Source organism: Microbacterium neimengense, assembly GCF_054782995.1.
In genome coordinates this window covers 157221-176715 of record NZ_BAAGRK010000003.1, presented here as the reverse complement: position 1 = coordinate 176715, position 19495 = coordinate 157221, and the positions used below count along the sequence as shown (strand labels likewise).

The window sequence follows — 19495 nt, the reverse complement described above, 5'->3', positions numbered from 1 at the left end:
GCGCAGCCGGGTCATCGAGAAGCTCTCATTGAGCAGCTGATTGACAGCGAACAACGTGTGCAGTACACCGACCGTCTGCGCGGCAGGGCGCTGGATCCGAAGGCTGGCGATCCACGCGATCCGGGATTTGATCCCATTCGCGCTGCAATCCTCAACGCTCGGGCCGGTGATCTTGACGAAGCAATCTGGCTGGTTTACCTGTTCGTCCATTTTGGGAAGCATCGGCATGCGGGGTGGCGCTACATCCGGTACGTGTATGGCGCGTTCGGCGAGGGGCCATCAGGCTGGTGGACTTGGGCGCGCACTGCCGCTGACCCATTCGCCTTTCGGTTGTGGCTTGCCGAGCACCAGGACGATTTCCATCGTGACGAAGGACGTCATGGATTCGGCAACCACCGTAAGTACGAGAGTCTAGATGCGTGGAAGGATGCCGGGACGGGTGCCGCAATCGCAAGTTACGTCACTTGGGTCTTGGCAGCCGGGGGGGATCATGCGGAACGTTTCGCATCCTTCAGCGGCGGTACGCCTGAGGAGAGCTTTGACTCGGCTTACCGTTCTCTCGATGCTGTGATCAGGTTTGGACGCACGGCCCGGTTCGACTACCTAACGATGCTAGGCAAGCTCGGGCTTGTCGAGCTGCGGCCGCCCCACTCATATGTTGTGAACGCAACGGGTCCGCGCCGGGGGGCAGCGCTTCTGCTGCGCGGAGACCCTACTGAGGGCACGGGTCGAGAACTGCAAGCAGAGCTTGCTCAGTTCGGCGATTTGACTGGCATTCGCCCTGATGTACTGGAAGACGCGATATGCAACTGGCAAAAGCAGCCGGACAAATACGTCAAGTTTTCTGGGTGAGAGTCTGTTCGCTCCACCTGTAACGGCGGATCAGCTTGTTCTGCTGGCTGAAATCGAGTACGCCATCGAAGTGAAGACGACCGACTACTACTCCGGGGGCAACCCCATGTCTTGCGGCGAAACGGGTGATTTCGCGGGCGGTCGGTCCCTTTGCGCGTAGGTTTCGAAGCTCGTCGACACCAGCGGGAAGCAACGCGGAACGCGCAAACTCATTTGCTTCCCCCTCTGTCGCAGACTCTGAACCGTCCGTCACGTCGATCTCATCGAGAAACTCGCCGTCAGAACCGTGAAGCAGAAGATGCCCGATCTCATGAAACAGTGTGAACCACAGGTGGTCCTCTGCCAGATAGCGGGCTGAGAGCGCGATCGCTCGTGCGTGCTCGTTCACACGGAAGGCGGCGCCGCTGACACGACACTCTTTCGTGGGTTGGACAACTACCAACGCCACACCAACGCGAGCTAGCAGATCGCTGACCTGGGGCAGAAATTTCTGAGGATCCCCGATCTTGCTCAGCGACCTAAGTTGCGGAATGCTGGCGCGTAGCTGCGCAGGCGACCAGTTCGCCACTTCACGTAGCGCGGCTTCGACCTCGGCGCGACGCAACCAGGCGGCGACAGCTAGCTCGTCCGACTCAAAGCTGGCCGAGGTCCTGTAATGCGCATCGGCGAGTCTCGACGTCCAGACGTCTGCCCATTGCTGCGCATCTTCGACGCCAAAGTAGTCAAGCAGCGTTGCCGCCTCGTGCTGCCAGGTGCCACGGTCGTCTGCGAGCCAGCCGCGATGTCTCAGCTCTGCAATTGGGGACCGGCGGACAAGGTCATCGACCCTCAGCCAGTTCAGAGACTCTCGATACTGAGCGTCTCTGCGGCACCAGAACTCTGGTGTTGAGCCGAGCACGCGGGCGAGGCCTGCTGCCAGTTCGCTCGTCAGCACCATCTCTCCAAGCATGAGTCGGCGTGCTTCGGGATCGCTGATGCCCAGCGCATCCGCGAGGTCGTCTGTAGAGAGACCCTTGGTCTCAAGAAGGCGGCGAATCGTGTCGCCGGGGGCTGATGCCCACCGTGGTGCGTCTTCCCTAACCTGAAGCGTCACAGTCATGCCTCCTGCCACCCGTTGATCATGAGCCGATTGATCTGTGACCATGCGGGTTTTCCCCCGGCGGTGACCCGAAAGGAGTGATGATCAACCCGGCAGCGTAGAACGACATTAGTACCAGCAACGATCTCAAATCCCGCTACGTTGACGCTAGCCAGCGGGGGCACGCCGAGCGGAACCTCAAGGAGCGAGTCTGCCGCTGTCATGTCAGCGACCTGTTGCCGCATGTCGAGGAGGTGTTCGGGTGAGGGCCAGTCCCCGTCGCGCGGGTCGAGGAACTGCTGCCGCAACCGCGGCGTTGCGTAGCTCAACTGCATCACCGATCTTCCCCAACACCCTCAGCTCTGCGACCACGCGATAGTTCATCCGTCTCTGGGAATCTTCGCTCAAACGCTACTTCGATGAGACTAGCCGCACGGGCCGGCTGTAGTGTGCTTCGCCGCGGTATGTGGCCGACCTGCGTTGGGTGCGCATTTGTCGCAGTGCAGCAAGAGACACGCCGAAACTCGACGCTTTGGCTTCTCCGCCAACTTTGCGGAAGGCCGACGAGAAGCCCGCGTCCACTTCGCCTTCATCAAAAGCAGGACGTGCGCGGCTTGCGACTGGCGGTGCCGCGACTGAGCGTTTGGCTTGGGGGCCACGTCGGCGACTCGCCCGTGTGCGCTACACGACGCTCATCGAGACGCAGGAGCTCATCACTCGGGGCGCGAACAGACTAAGAGCGCGTCCGAAACTTCGAGATCCACTCCAACAGCCGCTTCGTCTCCCACACGGGGTTTGAAAGCCATTGCGTGACTTCCGCCACGGAGAACCCCGTCCGAACGAGAGTTCGGGCGGGGTTCTCGCATATGCGCGGTGCCGACCTGCCTGGGCGCTCGGCAGGGTGGCCGTAGGGTTCCGCGCGGCTCAGCGCGGGTTACCCACTCTTCGACAGGCACGAGGCGTACATCGGCGACGGTTTGGGGAATCCTCCCCATCGCCGATCGCTACTACCCGTCGTTACCGTGGCGGGTAATTCTGTAGCTCATCCCGTGCCATACCTTCCTGGGGGGAATCCGCACCATGACCCGACCTCGCCGCCTTCGCCGCGCGCTTACTTTTGTTGCCGCCGCCCCGCTCGCGGATGTCGGCGTGTTGGCTGTGCCGCAGGCTGCCACTGCTAGCTCTCGCCCGAGGGTGGAAGGCGCGATGGCCATTCAGTCAAGCCGGGTCGGACTTGCGGCTGCGCTCATCGCGCTCCTGGCGATCTCTGCGCTGACCGGCTGTGCGGGCAAAGCGCCCAGTGCGCCGCCGATGGTCAGCGCCGAGTGTCAGGCGCACATCGACCTGACGGCGAAGGTGCAAGCCCAGTACAACAACACAGTGACGGCCATGTCGTACAAAGATCTGCCCATCTCGGACCCGATCTTCAACGACCAGGCCTGCGTCGTGGCCTATACCGACGACAAGAGCGGCGACACCCTCGCCTACGGTGTTGCGATCCCCGAACGCATCATCTATTACACCGACGCGGTCGCCGTCATGGATGGGAAGATCGGAGACGGGCTCTCCCACGGGCAGAACTGCCAGGCCACCGTCTTTTGTGGCGACAACTTCATTCTCGCTGTCGCGCGCTCCGAAGAACCCGGCTTCGAGACCCAGCTGGTTTTCCAGCTCCAAGGCGACCGTCGCTGACGACAGCTCGTGGAGTAGCTCACGCGGATCGAGTGACCCGCCTCGCATACAGGCTGAGATCAGCGCGCGCGGCGCCGCTCGACGAGAACGGTGTCACGCCATTGCCCGGCCCGCGGCCCGTAGGTCATGAGCGCGATGCGTTCCCTGTATCCGACGCGACGGAAGCCGGCCCTCTCGTGGAGCGCGAGGCTTGCGCTGTTCTCCGGGAAGATGCTCGACTGCACCGTCCAGACGCCTGCGTCGTCCATCGCATCCAGGAGCGCACTCAAGAGAGCGCGACCGACGCCGCCGCCGCGAACGTCCGTCGCGACATAGACGGAGTGCTCGACGACGCCGCGGTACACCGCACGGTGGGAGACGGCGGACGCGGCGACCCACCCGTTGATGCCGCCGCCAGCGTTAACAGCGACGAGCCGGCCCGCCTCGAGCTTTCCCTCGTCGAATGCCTCCCACGTCGGTGGTTCGGCGTCGAAACTCGCGTTGCCCGTCGCAAGCCCCTCACGATAAATCGCTTCGACGGCTGGCCAATCCGCGGGCTGCATCGCGCGGATGCCGATCCCGCTCACGGGCGTAGTGCGCTCGCCGCGCGGTCGAGCGCGTCGGTGACCACGCGGAAGTACGCCCAGCGCCCCCGCTGCTCGCGTGTCGCGAGCCCGGCATCCACGAGCAGCTTCATGTGGTGGGAGACGGTCGGCTGGGACAATCCCACCGGCTCCGTGAGGTCGCAGATGCACGCTTCACCGTCGCGCGATGCTGCGATCAGCGACAGCAGGCGTACCCGTGTCGGGTCGCCGAGGGCCTTGAAAGTCCGGGCGATGGAATCTGCCTCCTCGGCGGTCAACGCATCCCCCGGCGTCGGCGAACAGCACTCACCGGTTTCGGTGGTGACCAGGGGCAACAAGCTCGGCATCCCTCGATTGTGCACCTCGTATTGACATTTGTCGATCTGTGCCGGACTCTTACCTATCGACAGGTTTCGATGTGAGAAGGGTCGAGGATGGATGAGACGCTGCCGGTTGCGGTCATCGGAGCGGGACCGCAGGGGCTGGCGGCAGCCGCACATCTCGTTGAGCGCGGGCTGCCGGTCGTCGTGCTGGAAGCGGGCAGCACGGCCGCCACGGCGGTGCATGAGTGGGGCCACGTGCGCCTCTTCTCGGATTGGCCCGAACTCATCGATGCGGCTGCTGCGCGACTGCTGGATGCGACGGGATGGATGGTGCCATCGACAGGCCATCCGACGGGAGCCCAGTGGATCAGCGGCTACCTCGCTCCGCTCGCGGCGGCACTCGGGGAACGGGTCCGCTACGGCGCACGGGTGGTGGGAGTCTCCCGTTCGGGACGCGATCGACTCGTCGATGCGGGGCGTGCCGACCAGCCGTTCACGATTCACATCCAGTCGGCGCAAGGGGAGGAGGAACGGGTGCAGGTACGTGCCGTCATCGATGCGTCGGGCACCTGGTCCTCGCCCAACCCCGCGGGCGCCGACGGTCTGCCTGCGCTCGGCGAGCGCGCCGCGGCAGGCTCGCTGTCGTATCGGATCCCCGACTTCGGAGACGGGAAGGAGTTCGCGGGGAAACACACGGTCGTGATCGGCTCCGGGCACTCGGCGGTCACAGCGGTCCTCGCGCTGGCTCGCATGGCTCGTCGCGACCCGGACACCACGGTGACGTGGGCGCTGCGCCGCGCCAGCACCGGCAACGCGTTCGGAGGCGGCGAAGCCGACGAACTGCCCGCGCGCGGAGCCCTCGGTATCCGCGCGAAGGAGTTCGTCGATGCCGGTCTGGTGTCGCTCGTGACAGGATTCCGCATCGAACGTCTTGCGGCCGACGATGACGGCGTCGTGCTGGAGTCCGAGGACGGTCGTCGTCTCGCCGCTGATCGGGCCGTCGTGCTCACCGGCTTCCGACCCGATCTGTCGTTTCTCTCGGAGTTGCGCCTGCAGTTGGACCCGGTACTGCAAGCGCCCGTTCGTATCGCCGCCGAGGTGGACCCCAACATCCACTCCTGCGGGTCCGTGGCGGCCGCCGGCGCCGCCGACCTCGCCCACCCCGAGCCGGGCTTCTACATCGTCGGCGCGAAGTCCTACGGTCGCGCTCCGACGTTCCTTGCGCTCACCGGATACGAGCAGGTGCGCAGCGTCGTCGCGGAGTTGGCCGGCGACCACGAAGCCGCGAGACGGGTCGACCTCGTTCTGCCCGATACGGGAGTCTGCGGAGGCGCCGGGCTGTTCGACGCGCCCGACGCGTCGGCCGACGGCGCATGCTGCGCCCCATCTGGCACGCTCTTCTCGTTGATCCCGACCGCGTCCATCCGCTCCTGACCCGAACCGAGGAACATCATGACTGATTCCACCAAGCCCGCTGTCCTCTTCGTCTGTGTGCACAACGCCGGCCGCTCGCAGATGGCCGCAGGCTACCTCCGGGCCCTCGCCGGCGACCGCATCGATGTCTTCTCGGCCGGAAGCGAACCCGGCAATGCGATCAATCCCGCCGCCGTCGCCGTCATGGCCGAAGAGGGCATCGACCTCTCGGGGGCCACTCCGCAGATCCTCACGACCGATGCGGTCCGCCAGGCGGACGTCGTCATCACGATGGGATGCGGAGACGCCTGCCCGATCTTCCCCGGCAAGCGCTACGAAGACTGGCAGCTCACCGACCCCGCCGGCCAGCCCGTCCACGTCGTGCGTGAGGTCCGCGACGACATCAAGGGTCGCGTCGAGAAACTCATCGCCAGCCTGGGTTAGGAAGGTTCTCGCGGTCTACGACGGTGTCCGGGCGCGCTCGTGCCAGCCCGCCCCGGCCGCTGTCGTGCCGGGCCGGATGACGAGAGAGCGCGGCGCGACCATGGAGAGGATGCGGCGCGGTGCCGTGGCCTGATCCATCAGCCCTCGCCGCACGCGCGAGGCCGCCGTGGCGAGGTCGTCTCCGTCATCGCTGGGCCACGCGGATGCGGGTGCGTAGCTGGCGCGCTCGATGGCCGCCACGAGCAGCCGCAGATCGTCCCCCGGGGCTCCCGCCGCGATGAGACGCTCGGCCAGAGCGCGCGGCGACGCGCTCGCGGGGGCCGGCAGCCCGAGATCGATCGCGGCCTCTTCGACGAACAGCCACGCTGCGCTCGCATCGCCCCGGCCGGCGAGGACCAGGCGGCGACGACCTCGCAGCCCGTGCGCGAGCGCGGGCGCGGCGAGCAACAGGATGGCGGCCACCGTCACCCACACGGCCGGAACGATCGCGCCGGTTCCAGCGCTGCCGTCGACGGTGCCCGCCTGCGGGCTGTCCGGGGTGTCCGGACGCTCGGACGCTGCTGCGGTGGGCGTCGCTGCGGCGGTCGGCTCCGGGGATGCGGAGTCGATCTGATCCGGCGATGTACCCACGCCGCTGGAGAACACGGTCGGCACGCCCAGGCTGTTGGTCGGCTCGAACGGCACCCATCCGATGCCCTCGAAGTACACCTCGGGCCACGAGTGCAGCAGATCGCTCGAGACCGAGTAGACGAGGTCGCCGTCGATCCGATCTGTCGTGGCGGTGCCGGGCAGGTAGCCGATCACGATGCGCGTCGGCATCCCCAGCGACCTCGTCATGGCGGCGAAGGCGGAGGCGAAGTGCACGCAGTATCCGCTGCGCACCTCGAGGAACTGTCCGATCGCGTCGACGCCCGCCCCGTCGAATCCCTCCTGGACGGGTGCGTCGAGCGAGTAGGTGAACTCGCTGGAGCGGAACCACCGCTGCAGGGCGAAAGCAGCGTCGTAGTCATTGCTCGTGTCGGCGGTGACGGCCCGTGCGAGCTCGGAGACGTTCGCAGGCGTGTCGTCCGGGATCTCGCGCAGTTCCGGATCGACATCCGCTCCGCGCGACGTCGCGGCGCGGATCTGCTCCAGCGTCGGAGCGGGTGTCTCGGTGATGACCTCATAGCTCTGACCGCGTGAGTCGCCGTCCTCACTGACGACCGTGCGGTTGTCGGCCACGATGCCCCAGTCGCCCGTGAGCCCGCCGATCGCCGTCGCGGGGAAGGGGATGGGCAGGTAGGGGGTGTTCAGCTTCACGATGTCGATCTTCGTGTCGGCGCTGGTGCGAGCGATGTCGGGGTCGGTGCGCACCGGGCCGAATCCGGGTCCTGCGCCCACCGGCGTCGCGTCACGTTCGTCGGGCCGCCAGACCTCGCCCGCGAAACTCGACAGCGTCACGGCCCGCAGGTACGGCGCTCGGGACTCCGATGAACGCACCCGCAACACCTCCACAGGGTTCGGCCGGCGCAGGTCGTCGCCGAGGCGCAGCGTGGGGTTGATGCCGCTGCTTCCGGCACCGTTCACTGCCGCGTCGCCGTCGGGGGCGGGCAGAAGCGGCGTGACGATCACGGCCACCGCGATGGATGCGACCGCGATGACTGCGGCGGACGCGGCGGCGGGTGCACCGCGCGGACCGGTCTTGCCGCGGCGAGTACGCGTATCGGTCGCGAGCAGGAACAGGATGCTGGCGGCCAGCAGCACGAAGGCGAACACATCCATCGGAGCCGGCACCGCGATCGTGGGCACCACCGCGACCGCCACGAGGGCGATGGCGGCGAGCAACGGCATCCGCGTCGTGAGGACGACATGGTCCAGGACGATGGCGAGCGCGCCGATCGCGGCGACCACGAAGAACGACAGCGCGGGTGTGGCTGTCAGCGGAGCGGCACCCACCGCCATCTCCTGGACCGCGGAGGTGACCAGCGCGCCGACCGCCTCGAACGACGCGGGGGAGGGCACGAGTCCGCCCCAGGCGCTGTCGCGCAAGTAGAGGACTGTCAGGGCGAGCGCCCACACGACGACGTCGACGCCGGTGACCACGAGCCCCGCCACGCCGGCGCGGCGCAGCACCGCGCCCAGGGCGAGGATGACCGCCGCGAGCCCGAGTCCCGCCGCGACCCAGACATCGGGGGCGATCACGCGCATCACCGGAAGCGTCGTGGCGACGAGCGCGACGAACACGCCGACGGCGAGTGCCGTCTGCCCCTGCGCGCGGGTGCTCTTCTCAGCCGGCATGCGGAAGCCTCTCCGAGATCGCGTCGCGCCACGCGTCTGCGACATCGCGGCCGAGCGTGGCCGCCGTCCACCCGGTCGCCGCGTCGAACGCCCCCGTGGCGGGAGCGGTGCTGAGCAGCACGGGGAACGCGCTGTGGTGGCCGACGGCGGCGAGCATGGCCGCATCCGTCTGCGACAGCGCGCCGGTGACGAGCACGAGCGGACCCGTCGTCTCGCCCGCGAACAGCCCCGCGAGCGCACCGAGACGGTCGTCCAGCCGCGCCTGCACCGTCGCCAGCATCAGCATCGCCGCCTCGAGCGCCGGCGCGTCCGCCGGCTCCACGTGATCGCACAGCGGGATGCCGTCGGGTTCGACGAGCGCGACGGTGTAGCCGTCGGCGACGAGTCGTGCCAGCGCGGAGGCGACCGCACCGACGGCCGCCTCGAAGGCGGGATCGGAGCCGGCGGCCTCGGTGGCTTCGGGGGAGAACCGCCCCAGCGCGCGATCGAAGACGATCGTCGCCTCGGGCGAGCTCTCCTGCTCTTCCTGGCGCACCATGAGCTCGTCGCGGTGGGCGGACGCGCGCCAGTGGATGCGCCGCATGGAATCCCCCGGCGCCCACGGGCGGGCGATCACATCGTCGGTGCCCTGCCCGAGACGGTTCGTCGCGCGCGACAGACTGCCGCCGGAGGCGCCGGCCACACCCGCCAGCGAGAGCAGTTCCTGGACCGCGGGTGTCACGACCAGGCGCGTCAGCTCGCCCTGCGCGACCGTGCGACGGGCGATGCCGAACGGGTCGAGCGAACTGAGCTCGAAAGGGCCGATCCAATGGATGCCGCGACGCAGCACTCGGGCTCGATACCCCACGACGACCTCGCGATCGTCACCACGGAGTCCGGAGGAGACGGCGGGGAAGGTGCCGGGGCCTCCGCCCTCGATGCCGTCCGGCATCGAGTCGTGCCAGCGTCCGCCGGAGGTGGGAAGCGCCGTACGCGCCCGGACTCGCACGGTCACCTCGACCTCGTCGCCCGCATCCGGCACGGCGGGAACCACGGTGCGCGTGACGTCGGCACGACCGTGCACGGCGAAGACGGCGACCACAGCCGCGACCACCAGCGAGAGGAGGAGCAGCCCCACGAAGACCAGCTCGACGAGCCCCAGTTGGTTCGCGGCGGCGAAGCAGGCGACAGCGAGGACGACGGCACCGGTTCCCCGCGCCGTGAGCGGCCAGCTGCGTCTCATGCGCTCAGGTGCGCGCGGCGAGGGGAACGCGGACGCTGTCGACGATGCGCTCCAGGATCTTGGGCACCGAGTGCGAATCCGAGCCCCGGGTGCTGGAGGAGCGCGTTGCGATCAGCCGGTGCGCGAAAACGGGCACGACGAGCGCCGCGACGTCGTCGGGGATGACGAACGCCCGCCCGTCGAGCGCCGCCCACACCTTCGCGGCTCGCACCAGTTGGAGGGTGGCCCGGGGGCTCGCGCCCAGGCGCACCTCCGGGTGCGTGCGCGTCGCGTGGGCCAGCGCCACCGCGTACTCCTCGATGGCGGGCGCGACGTGGATGCGCCGGGCCCAGGCGATGAGCTCCAGCACCTCGCTCGCGTGCACGACGGGTCGGATGTGGGACAGCGGGTTCTCGGTCTCCCGCTGTCGGAGCATGAGGGCCTCGGCCGCCGCATCCGGATACCCCATCGAGATGCGCATCATGAAGCGGTCGCGCTGCGCCTCGGGCAGTGCGTACGTCCCCTCCATATCGAGAGGGTTCTGGGTCGCGACCACGAGGAACGGATCGGGGAGGTGATGCGCCTCGCCGTCGACGGTCACCTGACGCTCCTCCATCGCCTCCAGCAGTGCGGACTGCGTCTTGGGGGAGGAGCGGTTGATCTCGTCGGCGATGACGATGTGCGCGAACACGGCGCCGCGCTTGAACTCGAACTCGCGGGCCACGGGATCGAACACCGACACGCCCGTCACATCGCCCGGAAGCAGATCCGGGGTGAACTGGATGCGGCGCACGGTGGCGTCCACGGATGCCGCCAGCGCGCGGGCGAGCATCGTCTTGCCGACGCCTGGAACGTCCTCGATGAGCAGGTGTCCCTCGGCGAGGAGTGCCACGAGGGCGCTGCGCACCGCATCCGGCTTGCCGTCGATGACGGTGGCGACGCTCTTGCCGATGGCGCGCGTCAGGCGCATGAAGCGTTCGGCGTCCATCGCGGAATCGACCTCGTCGGTGAGGACTCGTGCGGTATCGGTCATGCCGGATGCCTTCCCGTCGGCGCGATCGTTTCCCGATCGTAACCTGCACCGCGGAGCAGGGGGCGGGGTATTCGCCGTGAGCGGCGCTGCGCGGGCTGGGTTAGACTTGTGTCAGCTCTCCGCGAGGCGGCATCCAGGCCAACTCCCCCAGGACGGAAACGTAGCAAGGGTAACCAGGCTCTGCCGGGTTCGCGGAGAGTCTTTCTTTTCCCGCCGGCGGTGCGACGAGCGTAGGGTGGCGCCGTGCACCGGGACACCGTGCGGGACGAGCTCCGCCGCATCCTCGACGTCGGAGGCGACGTCCGGGTGAGCGGGGCCCCGGGTCTCGACGACGCCCTGCCCGTCTCGACACTCGCCACCGTGGCGATGGGTGCGCTGGCCTCGGCCGTCGACGCGCTGATGCAGAGCACGTCTCTGGTGTCCAGCGCCGAGGCGCGGGTGGATCGCGCGCTCGTCGACACGTGGCTCGGCCGCCACGTCCGACCCGCGCAGGGGTCGTTCCCCTCGCCGTGGGATCCCTTCTCCGGCGCCTTCCCCACGGCCGACGGCGCGTGGATCCGCACGCACGCCAACGCGCCGCACCATCGAGCGGCCCTGCTGGCCGCACTGGCGCTGCCCGACGCGCGGACCGTCGAGGAGCTGTCCGCCGCGATCCTCGACCGCGGCGCCCACGAGCTCGAGTCGGCCATCGTCGCGGCGGGCGGTGCGGCGGCGGCGCTGCGCACCCGGGGCGAGTGGATGCGGTCCGCGCCCGGCTCCGCCGTGGCCGCGGAACCCCTCATCGCCCGCACCGAGACCGCATCGGCGCGCGCGGGCTCGACCTGGCATCCGGAGTCGGCGAGGCCCCTCGCGGGGCTTCGCGTGCTCGATCTGACGCGCGTCATCGCGGGGCCTGCCGCCACGCAGGTGCTGGCAGGCCTCGGTGCCGACGTTCTGCGCATCGACCCCGACACCTGGGACGAACCCGCTGTGCTCCCGTATGTGATGGCCGGCAAACGCTCCGCCCGCCTGGATGCGACCGCACCCGCCGGGCGCCGTATGCTCGTCGACCTGCTCGCTGCGGCCGACGTGCTTGTGCACGGCTACCGCGCTGGCGCGGTCGATCGACTGGGGCTGGGTGAGAGCGAACGGCAGCGCCTGCGCCCCGGACTCGTGGAGGTCGGCGTCCGCGCGTACGGCTGGAGCGGACCCTGGGCAGGCCGACGGGGATTCGATTCGCTGGTGCAGTTCTCGACCGGCATCGCCGATATCGGCATGCGGCACGCGGACGTGTCGGCGCCGGTGTCGCTGCCCGTGCAGGCTCTCGACTGGACGACGGGATACCTCGCGGCGGCCGCAGCCGTGGCCGGTGTCACCCAGCGCCACGTCACCGGCCGCGGCAGCACGTGGCGACTGTCGCTCGCCCGCACCGCGCACGCACTCACCTCCCTCGCGCCCGAGGCATCCGCATCCGGCGGCGGCGCCGATTCCGGGTTCGGTACGGGACAGCGGATCGAGACGCCCGAGGGTGCGCTCCTGCTCGCGCCGCCCCCTTTCCGGGTGGGCGAGGCGACCCTGCGCTTCGACCGCGTCACCACCCGGCTCGGCGGCGACCCGCCCGCTTGGCTTTGACTCGCGCCGCATGCCCGCCGGCCCCGACCCGCTGCCTCCGCCCACTTCCCCCGCGGGACATGACGGGCGAGCGGGGCGGATGAGGGAGACGGATGAGGGAGGCGGATGCAGGAGGGGAGCGGGGCTGCCGGGGGAGCGGATTTTATTCACGGACGCCTCATCTGGCTCCTCACATAAGGCGCGCCTAGGCTGATCGGGTGGCTCAGAGCATCCTCATCACGTCCGCGGAAGGTCATTCGGGAAAGTCCACGATCGCATTGGGAGTGCTCGAAGCACTCAGCCATGCGACCGCGCGCGTAGGCGTCTTCCGCCCCATCGCCCGTTCGACGACGGAGCGCGACTACGTGCTCGAGATGCTGCTCGACCACGACGGCGTCGACCTCGCCTACGACGACTGCATCGGCGTCGACTACGACGACATGCACGCCGACCCGGATGCGGCCCTCGCGCGCATCGTGGAGCGGTACAAGACGGTCGAGGCGCAGTGTGACGCGGTCGTCATCCTCGGCAGCGACTACACGGATGTGGGCAGCCCCGCCGAACTCGGATACAACGCCCGCATCGCCGCGAACCTCGGCGCCCCCGTGCTGCTGGTCGTGGGAGGCCGCGCCCAGCAGGGTCAGGCCGAGCAGCTCGGTGCGAGCGACCCGCGCACGCCCGCCGACATCGCCCAGATCGCGAAGCTCTCGGTCGGCGAGCTGCGCCAGGCCCGCGCGGAGCTCTTCGCCGTGGTCGCCACGCGCGTCGACCCCACGATGCTGGACGAGACCATCGAAGCCATCCGCGACATCGTCCCCGCCGGCATCGAGGTGCCGGTCTGGGCGCTTCCCGAGGACCGCTTCCTGGTGGCCCCGACGGTGCGCGGCGTCATGCGCTCCGTTGACGGAACGCTCGTCAAGGGCGACGAGGAGCTGCTCACGCGCGAGGTGCTCGGCGTGATCGTCGCCGCCATGAGTCCCGCCAACGTGCTCCCTCGGCTGAGCGACGGCGCGGTCGTGGTGATCCCGGCCGACCGCACCGAGGTGCTGCTCGCGACTCTGCTCGCGCACGCCTCGGGCACGTTCCCGTCGCTGTCGGCCATCGTGCTCAACGGACCCTTCCCGCTGCCGGCCGACATCGACCGCCTCATCGACGGCCTGGGATCGCGGCTGCCGATCATCGCGACCGACCGCGACACCTACGACACCTCGGTGCGCATCATGAACACGCGCGGCCGGCTGGCCGCCGACTCGCAGCGCTCCTACGACACCGCGCTGTCGCTGTTCGAACGGCACGTCGACGGCGCCGAGCTGACGCGTTTGCTGGGACTCGCCAAGCCCACCGTCGTCACGCCCCTCATGTTCGAGTACGGGCTCGTCGAGCGGGCGCGCTCGAACCGCCGCCGCATCGTGCTGCCGGAGGGCGACGACGACCGCGTGCTGCGCGCCGCCGCTACCGTCCTCGCCCGCGGCATCGCCGACCTCATCATCCTGGGCGAGGAGGTCGAGGTCCGCTCACGCGCGCTCGAACTCGGCATCGACATCGCCGCGGCGCAGGTCATCAGCCCCTTCGACCCGGTGCTCGTGCAGAAGTTCGCCGAGGAGTACACGCGTCTTCGCGAGCACAAGGGCATGACCATGGCCCGCGCCGCCGACACCGTCACCGACGTCTCCTACTTCGGCACGCTCATGGTGCACCTCGGCCTCGCCGACGGCATGGTCTCGGGTGCCGCGCACACGACGGCCCACACGATCCGCCCTGCCTTCGAGATCATCAAGACGCGACCGGGCGTCGGCGTCGTCTCCAGCGTGTTCCTCATGGCGCTCGCCGACCGCGTGCTGGTCTACGGCGACTGCGCGGTCATCCCCGACCCCACCGCGCCGCAGCTGGCCGACATCGCCGTCTCCTCCGCCGAGACCGCCGACCGCTTCGGCATCGAGCCACGCGTCGCGATGCTGTCCTACTCGACCGGGGAGTCCGGGTCGGGAGCGGATGTGGAGAAGGTGCGCGAGGCGACCGTCATCGTACGCGAGCGGGCGCCGGAGCTGCCGGTGGAAGGCCCCATCCAGTACGACGCGGCCGCGGATGCCGCCGTCGCATCGAAGAAGATGCCCGGCTCGCCCGTCGCTGGTCGCGCGACTGTCTTCGTCTTTCCCGACCTCAACACCGGCAACAACACCTACAAGGCCGTGCAGCGCTCGGCCGGGGCGATCGCGATCGGCCCCGTCCTGCAGGGTCTGAACAAGCCCATCAACGACCTGTCGCGCGGCGCGCTGGTCGAAGACATCGTCAACACCATCGCGATCACCGCGATCCAGGCTCAGGGCGATGAGCCCGCATCCGAAGGGAAGGCATGAACGTGAGCGTCGTTCTCGTCATCAATAGTGGCTCGTCCTCGTTCAAATACCAGCTGCTGGACGTCGAGACCGAGACGGCGCTGGCGTCCGGGCTCGTCGAGCGCATCGGCGAGGGCATGGGAGCGGCCAGCCACAAGGTGCTCTTCACGGGCGTGGGGGCGGCGGCGGTCGATGCGACCTACACGCAGGAGCTGCCGATTCCCGACCACGCCGTCGGTTTCCAGGTGATGCTCGACGCCTTCGCCGAGCACGGTCCGTCGCTGACCGAGAACGCCCCGGTCGCCGTCGGTCACCGCGTCGTCCATGGAGGATCGCTCTTCTTCGAGCCCACACTCATCACGGATGAGGTGGAGCGGGAGATCGCCGACCTGGCCGTGCTCGCACCCCTTCACAACCCCGGTGCGGTGCAGGGGATCAAGGCCGCCAAGGCGGCTTTCCCGGGCCTCGATCACGTCGCGGTCTTCGACACGGCGTTCCACCAGACGCTGTCCCCTGCCGCGTACACCTACGCCATCGATCGCGAATTGGCGCGGGAGCACGCCATTCGTCGATACGGCGCGCACGGCACGTCGCACAAGTTCGTGAGCGAAGCGGCTGCCGCGTTCCTGGGCCGCCCGAACGAGGAGCTGCGCCAGCTCGTCTTCCACCTCGGCAATGGTGCGTCCGTCACCGCAGTGGTCGGCGGGCGCTCGGTCGAGACCTCGATGGGGCTCACGCCGCTCGAGGGTCTTGTGATGGGCTCGCGCTCTGGCGACATCGATCCCGCCGTGCTGTTCCACCTCGCACGCCGCGCGGGCCTCGGCATCGACGAGCTCGACACGCTGCTGAACAAGCAGAGCGGGATGCTGGGCCTGACCGGTTTCTCCGACATGCGCGACGTGGAGGACCGCTACGAGGCGGGCGATGCGGAAGCGACGCTCGCCTTCGAGGTCTATGTGCATCGCCTTCGCGCCTACGCGGGCGCCTACATCGTGCAGATGGGCGGTGTCGACGTGATCTCCTTCACTGCCGGCGTGGGCGAGAACTCGCCGCTCGTACGTGCGGCCGTCGCCGAGGCCCTCGGCTTCCTCGGCGTGCGCCTGGACGCCGAGGAGAACGGCACTCGCCGTAAGGGTGCGCGCTTCATCTCCGCGCCCGACTCCGCCGTCGCCGTGCTCGTGGTGCCCACCAACGAGGAGTTGGAGATCGCACGGCAGGCGCTGGCCGTCGCCCGCGTCGCCTGAGCGTGCGCGACACCGACGCGTAACCTGCCGCGACTACGCTGGGTGCGCCCGGTCGAGCGCAACTTTGGAGGCTTCGTGACCGACCTGCCCGATCTGTCGTCCTACGACGCCGTGCTCTTCGACCTCGACGGGGTGCTCACCCCGACCGCCGAGGTGCACATGCACGCTTGGCAGACGATGTTCGAGGAGCTGTTCGCCGCGTGGGGCATCACCCCGCCCTACACCGAGCAGGACTACTTCCTGCACCTGGACGGCAAGAAGCGCTACGACGGCGTCGCCAGCCTGCTGCGCTCGCGCGACGTCGAGGTGCCCTGGGGTGAGCCGGACGACGATCCGTCCGCGGACACCGTCTGCGGCATCGGCAACCGGAAGAACGAGGTCTTCGCGCGGGTTCTCCGCAGCGAGGGGATCGCGCCGTACTCCGGCTCGCTGCGCTTGGTCGATCAGCTCCGCGAGCGGGGCGTGCCCGTCGCCGTGGTGTCCAGCTCGAAGAACGCGGAAGAGGTGCTCGCCGCCGCCGGCATCCGTGATCGATTCGCCGTGGTGATGGACGGTGTCGTCGCCGAGCGCGAGAACCTCGCGTCCAAGCCCGCGCCCGACGTGTTCCTCGGCGGGGCGCGGATGCTGGGTGTCGACCCCGCCCGCAGCGCTGCCGTCGAGGATGCGCTGAGCGGTGCCGCGTCCGCCCAGGCAGCGGGCTTCGCCCTGGTGGTGGGCGTCGATCGCGGCGTCGGCGCCGAGGCGCTGCGCGCCGCCGGTGCTGATGTGGTCGTCGACGACCTCGCCGCCTTCGTAGACTGAGCCGGTTCTGTCGCGATACCCGATCGCATCTCCCTCATCCGAATCCCTGGCCGTGTCATCGGCGGAAGGCATGTTCATGATCGATAGAGACCGTTTCCCGGTCGACCCGTGGCGACTCGTCGAGCGTTCGTTCGACATCGACGAGGCGGGCGTCACCGAGACGCTGTTCACCGTGGGCAACGGATACCTGGGGCTGCGGGGGAACCAGCCCGAAGGGCGCTTCGGCCACGAGCAGGGCACCTTCATCAACGGCTTCCACGAGGTGTTCCCGATCCGTCATGCCGAGCAGGCCTACGGTTTCGCGGAGGTCGGCCAGACGATCATCAACGCCCCCGATGCCAAGGTCATGCGCGTGTACGTCGACGACGAGCCGCTCTCATTCGACGTCGCCGAGATCCTCGAGTACGAGCGCAGCCTCGACCTGCGCGACGGGGTGCTGCGCCGTCATCTGCTGTGGCGCACGCCCTCCGGCAAGGAGGTGCGCATCGACTTCGAGCGCATGGTGTCGTTCGAGGAGAAGCACCTCGCACTGATGAGCATCGAGGTGACGGTGCTCAACGCCGACGCCCCCGTGACCATCAGCTGCCAGCTCGTGAACCGCCAGGACGGCGAGGACGTGTACGGCGGTCGGCCGGCGAGCAAGCTCAAGGCCGGTTTCGACCCCCGCCGCGCCGAGCGTATCGAGGAGCGGGTTCTGCAGCCGCAGGAGTTCTGGCAGGACGGCGCGCGCTCGGTGCTCAGCTACCAGGTGACGCACTCGGAGATGACGCTCGCCGTCGCCGCCGACCACATCGTCGAGACCGCGAACGAGTACACGGCGCGCACCCTCATCCAACCCGACATCGCCAAGAACGTGTTCCGCGTGCAGGCGAAGGCCGGGGTCCCCGTCAAGGTCACGAAGCTCGTGAGCTACCACACGTCGCGCGGGGTGCCGGCGGCGGAGCTCGTCGACCGGTGTCGCCGCACGCTCGACCGTGCCGGCCAGGAGGGCGTGGCGACGCAGTACGCCGTGCAGCGCGCCTGGCTCGACGCCTTCTGGGACCGCTCGGACGTGCGCATCGCCGGTCACGACGACCTGCAGCAGGCCACCCGCTGGTGCCTGTTCCAGCTCGCGCAGGCGGCGGCGCGTGCCGACGGGCTGGGCGTGCCCGCCAAGGGCGTGTCGGGTTCGGGATACAGCGGGCACTACTTCTGGGACACCGAGGTGTACGTGCTCCCCTTCCTCACGTACACGAGCCCGCACTGGGCGCGCAACGCCCTGCGGATGCGGGTGCACATGCTCCCCGACGCGCGTCGCCGCGCCTTCCAGCTCAACGAGGCGGGCGCGCTGTTCCCGTGGCGCACGATCAACGGCGAGGAGGCCTCGGCCTACTATGCCGCTGGCACTGCGCAGTACCACATCAACGCCGACGTGAGCTTTGCGCTCGCCAAGTACGTGCGCGCCACCGGCGACGTCGACTTCCTCTACCGCGAGGCGGTCGACATCGCGGTGGAGACCGCGCGGCTGTGGAACTCGCTCGGCTTCTGGCGCGACGAGGTCGACGGGGCGGACTCGTTCCACATCCACGGTGTCACCGGTCCCGACGAGTACACGACGGTCGTCAACGACAACCTCTTCACGAACGTCATGGCGCGCTTCAACCTGCGCTTCGCCGCCCGCACGGTGCGGGAGATGGAGCTGGCCGCCCCCGAGGCGTACCGTCTCATGGCCGACCGGTTGGGGCTGGATCCGGAGGAGCCGGAGATCTGGGAGAAGGCGGCGGATGCGATGCACATCCCCTTCAGCCCGGCGCTCGGCATCCACCCGCAGGACGCCGTGTTCCTCGAGCGCGAGGTGTGGGACCTGGAGAACACCCCGGACGAGCAGCGTCCACTGCTGCTGCACTTCCACCCGCTCGTGATCTACCGCTACCAGGTCCTGAAGCAGGCGGATGTGGTGCTCGCGCTGTTCCTGCAGGGCAACCACTTCACCGAGGCGGAGAAGCTCGCCGACTTCCAGTACTACGACCCGCTGACCACCGGCGACTCGACCCTGTCGGGTGTCGTGCAGTCGATTCTGGCGGCAGAGGTCGGTTACCAGGACCTGGCGCTGGAGTACTTCCTGGACTCGATCTTCGTGGACCTCGCCGACCTCCACAACAACGCGGCGGACGGCGTGCACGTCGCCTCCGCCGGCGGCGTCTGGGCGTCGCTGGTCTCCGGCTTCGGCGGGATGCGCGACCACTACGGCGAGCTCACCTTCGACCCGCGGCTGCCGGCCGCGTGGCCCGAGCTCTCCTACGCGCTCACGTGGCACGCGTCGCACCTGGACATCACGCTGCGTCGCGACGAGATGATCGTGCGCAACCGCGCCGGGGGAGAGGACGTCTCCTTCTCCGTGCGCGGCACCGCCTACACGATCTCCCCCGATGAGGAGCTCGTCGTGCCCCTGGCCACGCAGGGGCCCGTGCGCACGGGGCGGCCGACGCTGCAGATGTTCGCCGACGTCAGGCGCGAGGACGGCACGCTGCTCTCCGCCTCCGTGCCCACCCTCACCGCTTCGCTGCCGGTCGTGACCGGGCCGATGCTCATCGGCGAGAACGAGCCGCACTTCGATGCCTGATCCGACGTCGCGGCGGGCGAACGCACCCGCCGCGACGTCGGCGGCA

At 68.8% G+C, this 19495-nt stretch carries 15 protein-coding genes and 1 other RNA gene; 10 read left to right on the top strand and 6 right to left on the bottom strand.

The window, feature by feature from the left end:
• Positions 1-57 precede the first annotated feature (57 nt).
• On the top strand, positions 58-852 hold the full coding sequence (locus ACYVJS_RS03455; protein ID WP_460737803.1) for an alpha-glutamyl/putrescinyl thymine pyrophosphorylase clade 3 protein: 795 nt from the start codon (positions 58-60) through the stop codon (positions 850-852).
• Here the strand turns inward: ACYVJS_RS03455 and ACYVJS_RS03450 are convergent.
• The gene (locus ACYVJS_RS03450) at positions 836-1951 is read right to left on the bottom strand and encodes an ImmA/IrrE family metallo-endopeptidase (protein WP_460737801.1); all 1116 of its coding nucleotides are present in this window, start codon (positions 1949-1951) and stop codon (positions 836-838) included. The genes ACYVJS_RS03455 and ACYVJS_RS03450 overlap by 17 nt on opposite strands.
• Before the next feature lie 1059 nt (positions 1952-3010).
• Between ACYVJS_RS03450 and ACYVJS_RS03445 the strand changes: the two genes are divergently transcribed.
• Complete coding sequence (locus ACYVJS_RS03445) at positions 3011-3622, top strand: hypothetical protein (RefSeq protein WP_460737799.1); 612 nt, start codon at positions 3011-3013, stop codon at positions 3620-3622.
• A gap of 59 nt (positions 3623-3681) precedes the next feature.
• Here ACYVJS_RS03445 and ACYVJS_RS03440 read toward each other — a convergent pair whose 3' ends face one another.
• Together ACYVJS_RS03440 and ACYVJS_RS03435 are read right to left on the bottom strand one after the other, a co-directional pair.
• Positions 3682-4164 carry a GNAT family N-acetyltransferase gene (locus ACYVJS_RS03440; RefSeq protein WP_460739854.1) on the bottom strand — a complete coding sequence of 161 codons (483 nt, stop codon included), beginning with the start codon at positions 4162-4164 and terminating at the stop codon, positions 3682-3684.
• A gap of 20 nt (positions 4165-4184) precedes the next feature.
• A complete protein-coding gene (locus ACYVJS_RS03435) occupies positions 4185-4532 on the bottom strand; it encodes an ArsR/SmtB family transcription factor (RefSeq protein WP_460737797.1) in 348 nt (115 codons plus the stop codon).
• 87 nt (positions 4533-4619) lie between these two features.
• Between ACYVJS_RS03435 and ACYVJS_RS03430 the strand changes: the two genes are divergently transcribed.
• Entirely contained in the window at positions 4620-5942 is a 1323-nt protein-coding gene (locus ACYVJS_RS03430) for an NAD(P)-binding domain-containing protein (protein WP_460737795.1), read from the top strand.
• An 18-nt stretch (positions 5943-5960) separates the two neighbouring features.
• On the top strand, positions 5961-6365 hold the full coding sequence (locus ACYVJS_RS03425; RefSeq protein WP_460737793.1) for an arsenate reductase ArsC: 405 nt from the start codon (positions 5961-5963) through the stop codon (positions 6363-6365).
• 15 nt (positions 6366-6380) lie between these two features.
• Here the strand turns inward: ACYVJS_RS03425 and ACYVJS_RS03420 are convergent, their stop codons facing one another.
• The 3 genes from ACYVJS_RS03420 to ACYVJS_RS03410 are packed head-to-tail and all read right to left on the bottom strand — an operon-like array spanning position 6381 to position 10876.
• Positions 6381-8642, bottom strand: coding sequence for a transglutaminase family protein (locus ACYVJS_RS03420; protein ID WP_460737791.1), 2262 nt, complete (start codon positions 8640-8642; stop codon positions 6381-6383).
• Complete coding sequence (locus tag ACYVJS_RS03415; RefSeq protein ID WP_460737789.1) at positions 8632-9864, bottom strand: DUF58 domain-containing protein; 1233 nt, start codon at positions 9862-9864, stop codon at positions 8632-8634. The genes ACYVJS_RS03420 and ACYVJS_RS03415 overlap by 11 nt, the downstream gene beginning before the upstream one ends.
• 4 nt (positions 9865-9868) lie before the next feature.
• Entirely contained in the window at positions 9869-10876 is a 1008-nt protein-coding gene (locus ACYVJS_RS03410; RefSeq protein ID WP_460737788.1) for an AAA family ATPase, read from the bottom strand.
• Positions 10877-10986: 110 nt separating this feature from the next.
• Here ACYVJS_RS03410 and ffs point away from each other — a divergent pair.
• The 6 genes from ffs to ACYVJS_RS03380 all read left to right on the top strand — a co-directional run bounded on the left by ffs (position 10987) and on the right by ACYVJS_RS03380 (position 19449).
• Positions 10987-11083, top strand: an RNA gene (gene ffs, locus ACYVJS_RS03405) — signal recognition particle sRNA small type.
• A 36-nt stretch (positions 11084-11119) separates the two neighbouring features.
• A complete protein-coding gene (locus tag ACYVJS_RS03400) occupies positions 11120-12487 on the top strand; it encodes a CoA transferase (protein WP_460737786.1) in 1368 nt (455 codons plus the stop codon).
• Between the two features lie 197 nt (positions 12488-12684).
• Positions 12685-14823, top strand: coding sequence for a phosphate acetyltransferase (gene pta / locus ACYVJS_RS03395; protein WP_460737784.1), 2139 nt, complete (start codon positions 12685-12687; stop codon positions 14821-14823).
• A gap of 2 nt (positions 14824-14825) precedes the next feature.
• Entirely contained in the window at positions 14826-16046 is a 1221-nt protein-coding gene (locus tag ACYVJS_RS03390) for an acetate kinase (protein ID WP_460737782.1), read from the top strand.
• Positions 16047-16121: 75 nt separating this feature from the next.
• On the top strand, positions 16122-16847 hold the full coding sequence (locus tag ACYVJS_RS03385; protein ID WP_460737780.1) for an HAD family hydrolase: 726 nt from the start codon (positions 16122-16124) through the stop codon (positions 16845-16847).
• 76 nt (positions 16848-16923) lie between these two features.
• Positions 16924-19449 (top strand): glycoside hydrolase family 65 protein, encoded by a 2526-nt coding sequence (locus ACYVJS_RS03380; protein ID WP_460737778.1) that lies wholly within the window; start codon positions 16924-16926, stop codon positions 19447-19449.
• Positions 19450-19495: the final 46 nt, after the last annotated feature.

What these genes read in the sequence shown, in the direction of transcription:
- ACYVJS_RS03450 (WP_460737801.1), bottom strand. Translation starts at nt 1,951, where the DNA reads ATGACTGTGACGCTTCAGGTTAGGGAAGACGCACCACGGTGGGCATCA.
- ACYVJS_RS03445 (WP_460737799.1), top strand. Translation starts at nt 3,011, where the DNA reads ATGACCCGACCTCGCCGCCTTCGCCGCGCGCTTACTTTTGTTGCCGCC.
- ACYVJS_RS03440 (WP_460739854.1), bottom strand. Translation starts at nt 4,164, where the DNA reads ATGCAGCCCGCGGATTGGCCAGCCGTCGAAGCGATTTATCGTGAGGGG.
- ACYVJS_RS03435 (WP_460737797.1), bottom strand. Translation starts at nt 4,532, where the DNA reads ATGCCGAGCTTGTTGCCCCTGGTCACCACCGAAACCGGTGAGTGCTGT.
- ACYVJS_RS03430 (WP_460737795.1), top strand. Translation starts at nt 4,620, where the DNA reads ATGGATGAGACGCTGCCGGTTGCGGTCATCGGAGCGGGACCGCAGGGG.
- ACYVJS_RS03425 (WP_460737793.1), top strand. Translation starts at nt 5,961, where the DNA reads ATGACTGATTCCACCAAGCCCGCTGTCCTCTTCGTCTGTGTGCACAAC.
- ACYVJS_RS03420 (WP_460737791.1), bottom strand. Translation starts at nt 8,642, where the DNA reads ATGCCGGCTGAGAAGAGCACCCGCGCGCAGGGGCAGACGGCACTCGCC.
- ACYVJS_RS03415 (WP_460737789.1), bottom strand. Translation starts at nt 9,864, where the DNA reads ATGAGACGCAGCTGGCCGCTCACGGCGCGGGGAACCGGTGCCGTCGTC.
- ACYVJS_RS03410 (WP_460737788.1), bottom strand. Translation starts at nt 10,876, where the DNA reads ATGACCGATACCGCACGAGTCCTCACCGACGAGGTCGATTCCGCGATG.
- ACYVJS_RS03380 (WP_460737778.1), top strand. Translation starts at nt 16,924, where the DNA reads ATGATCGATAGAGACCGTTTCCCGGTCGACCCGTGGCGACTCGTCGAG.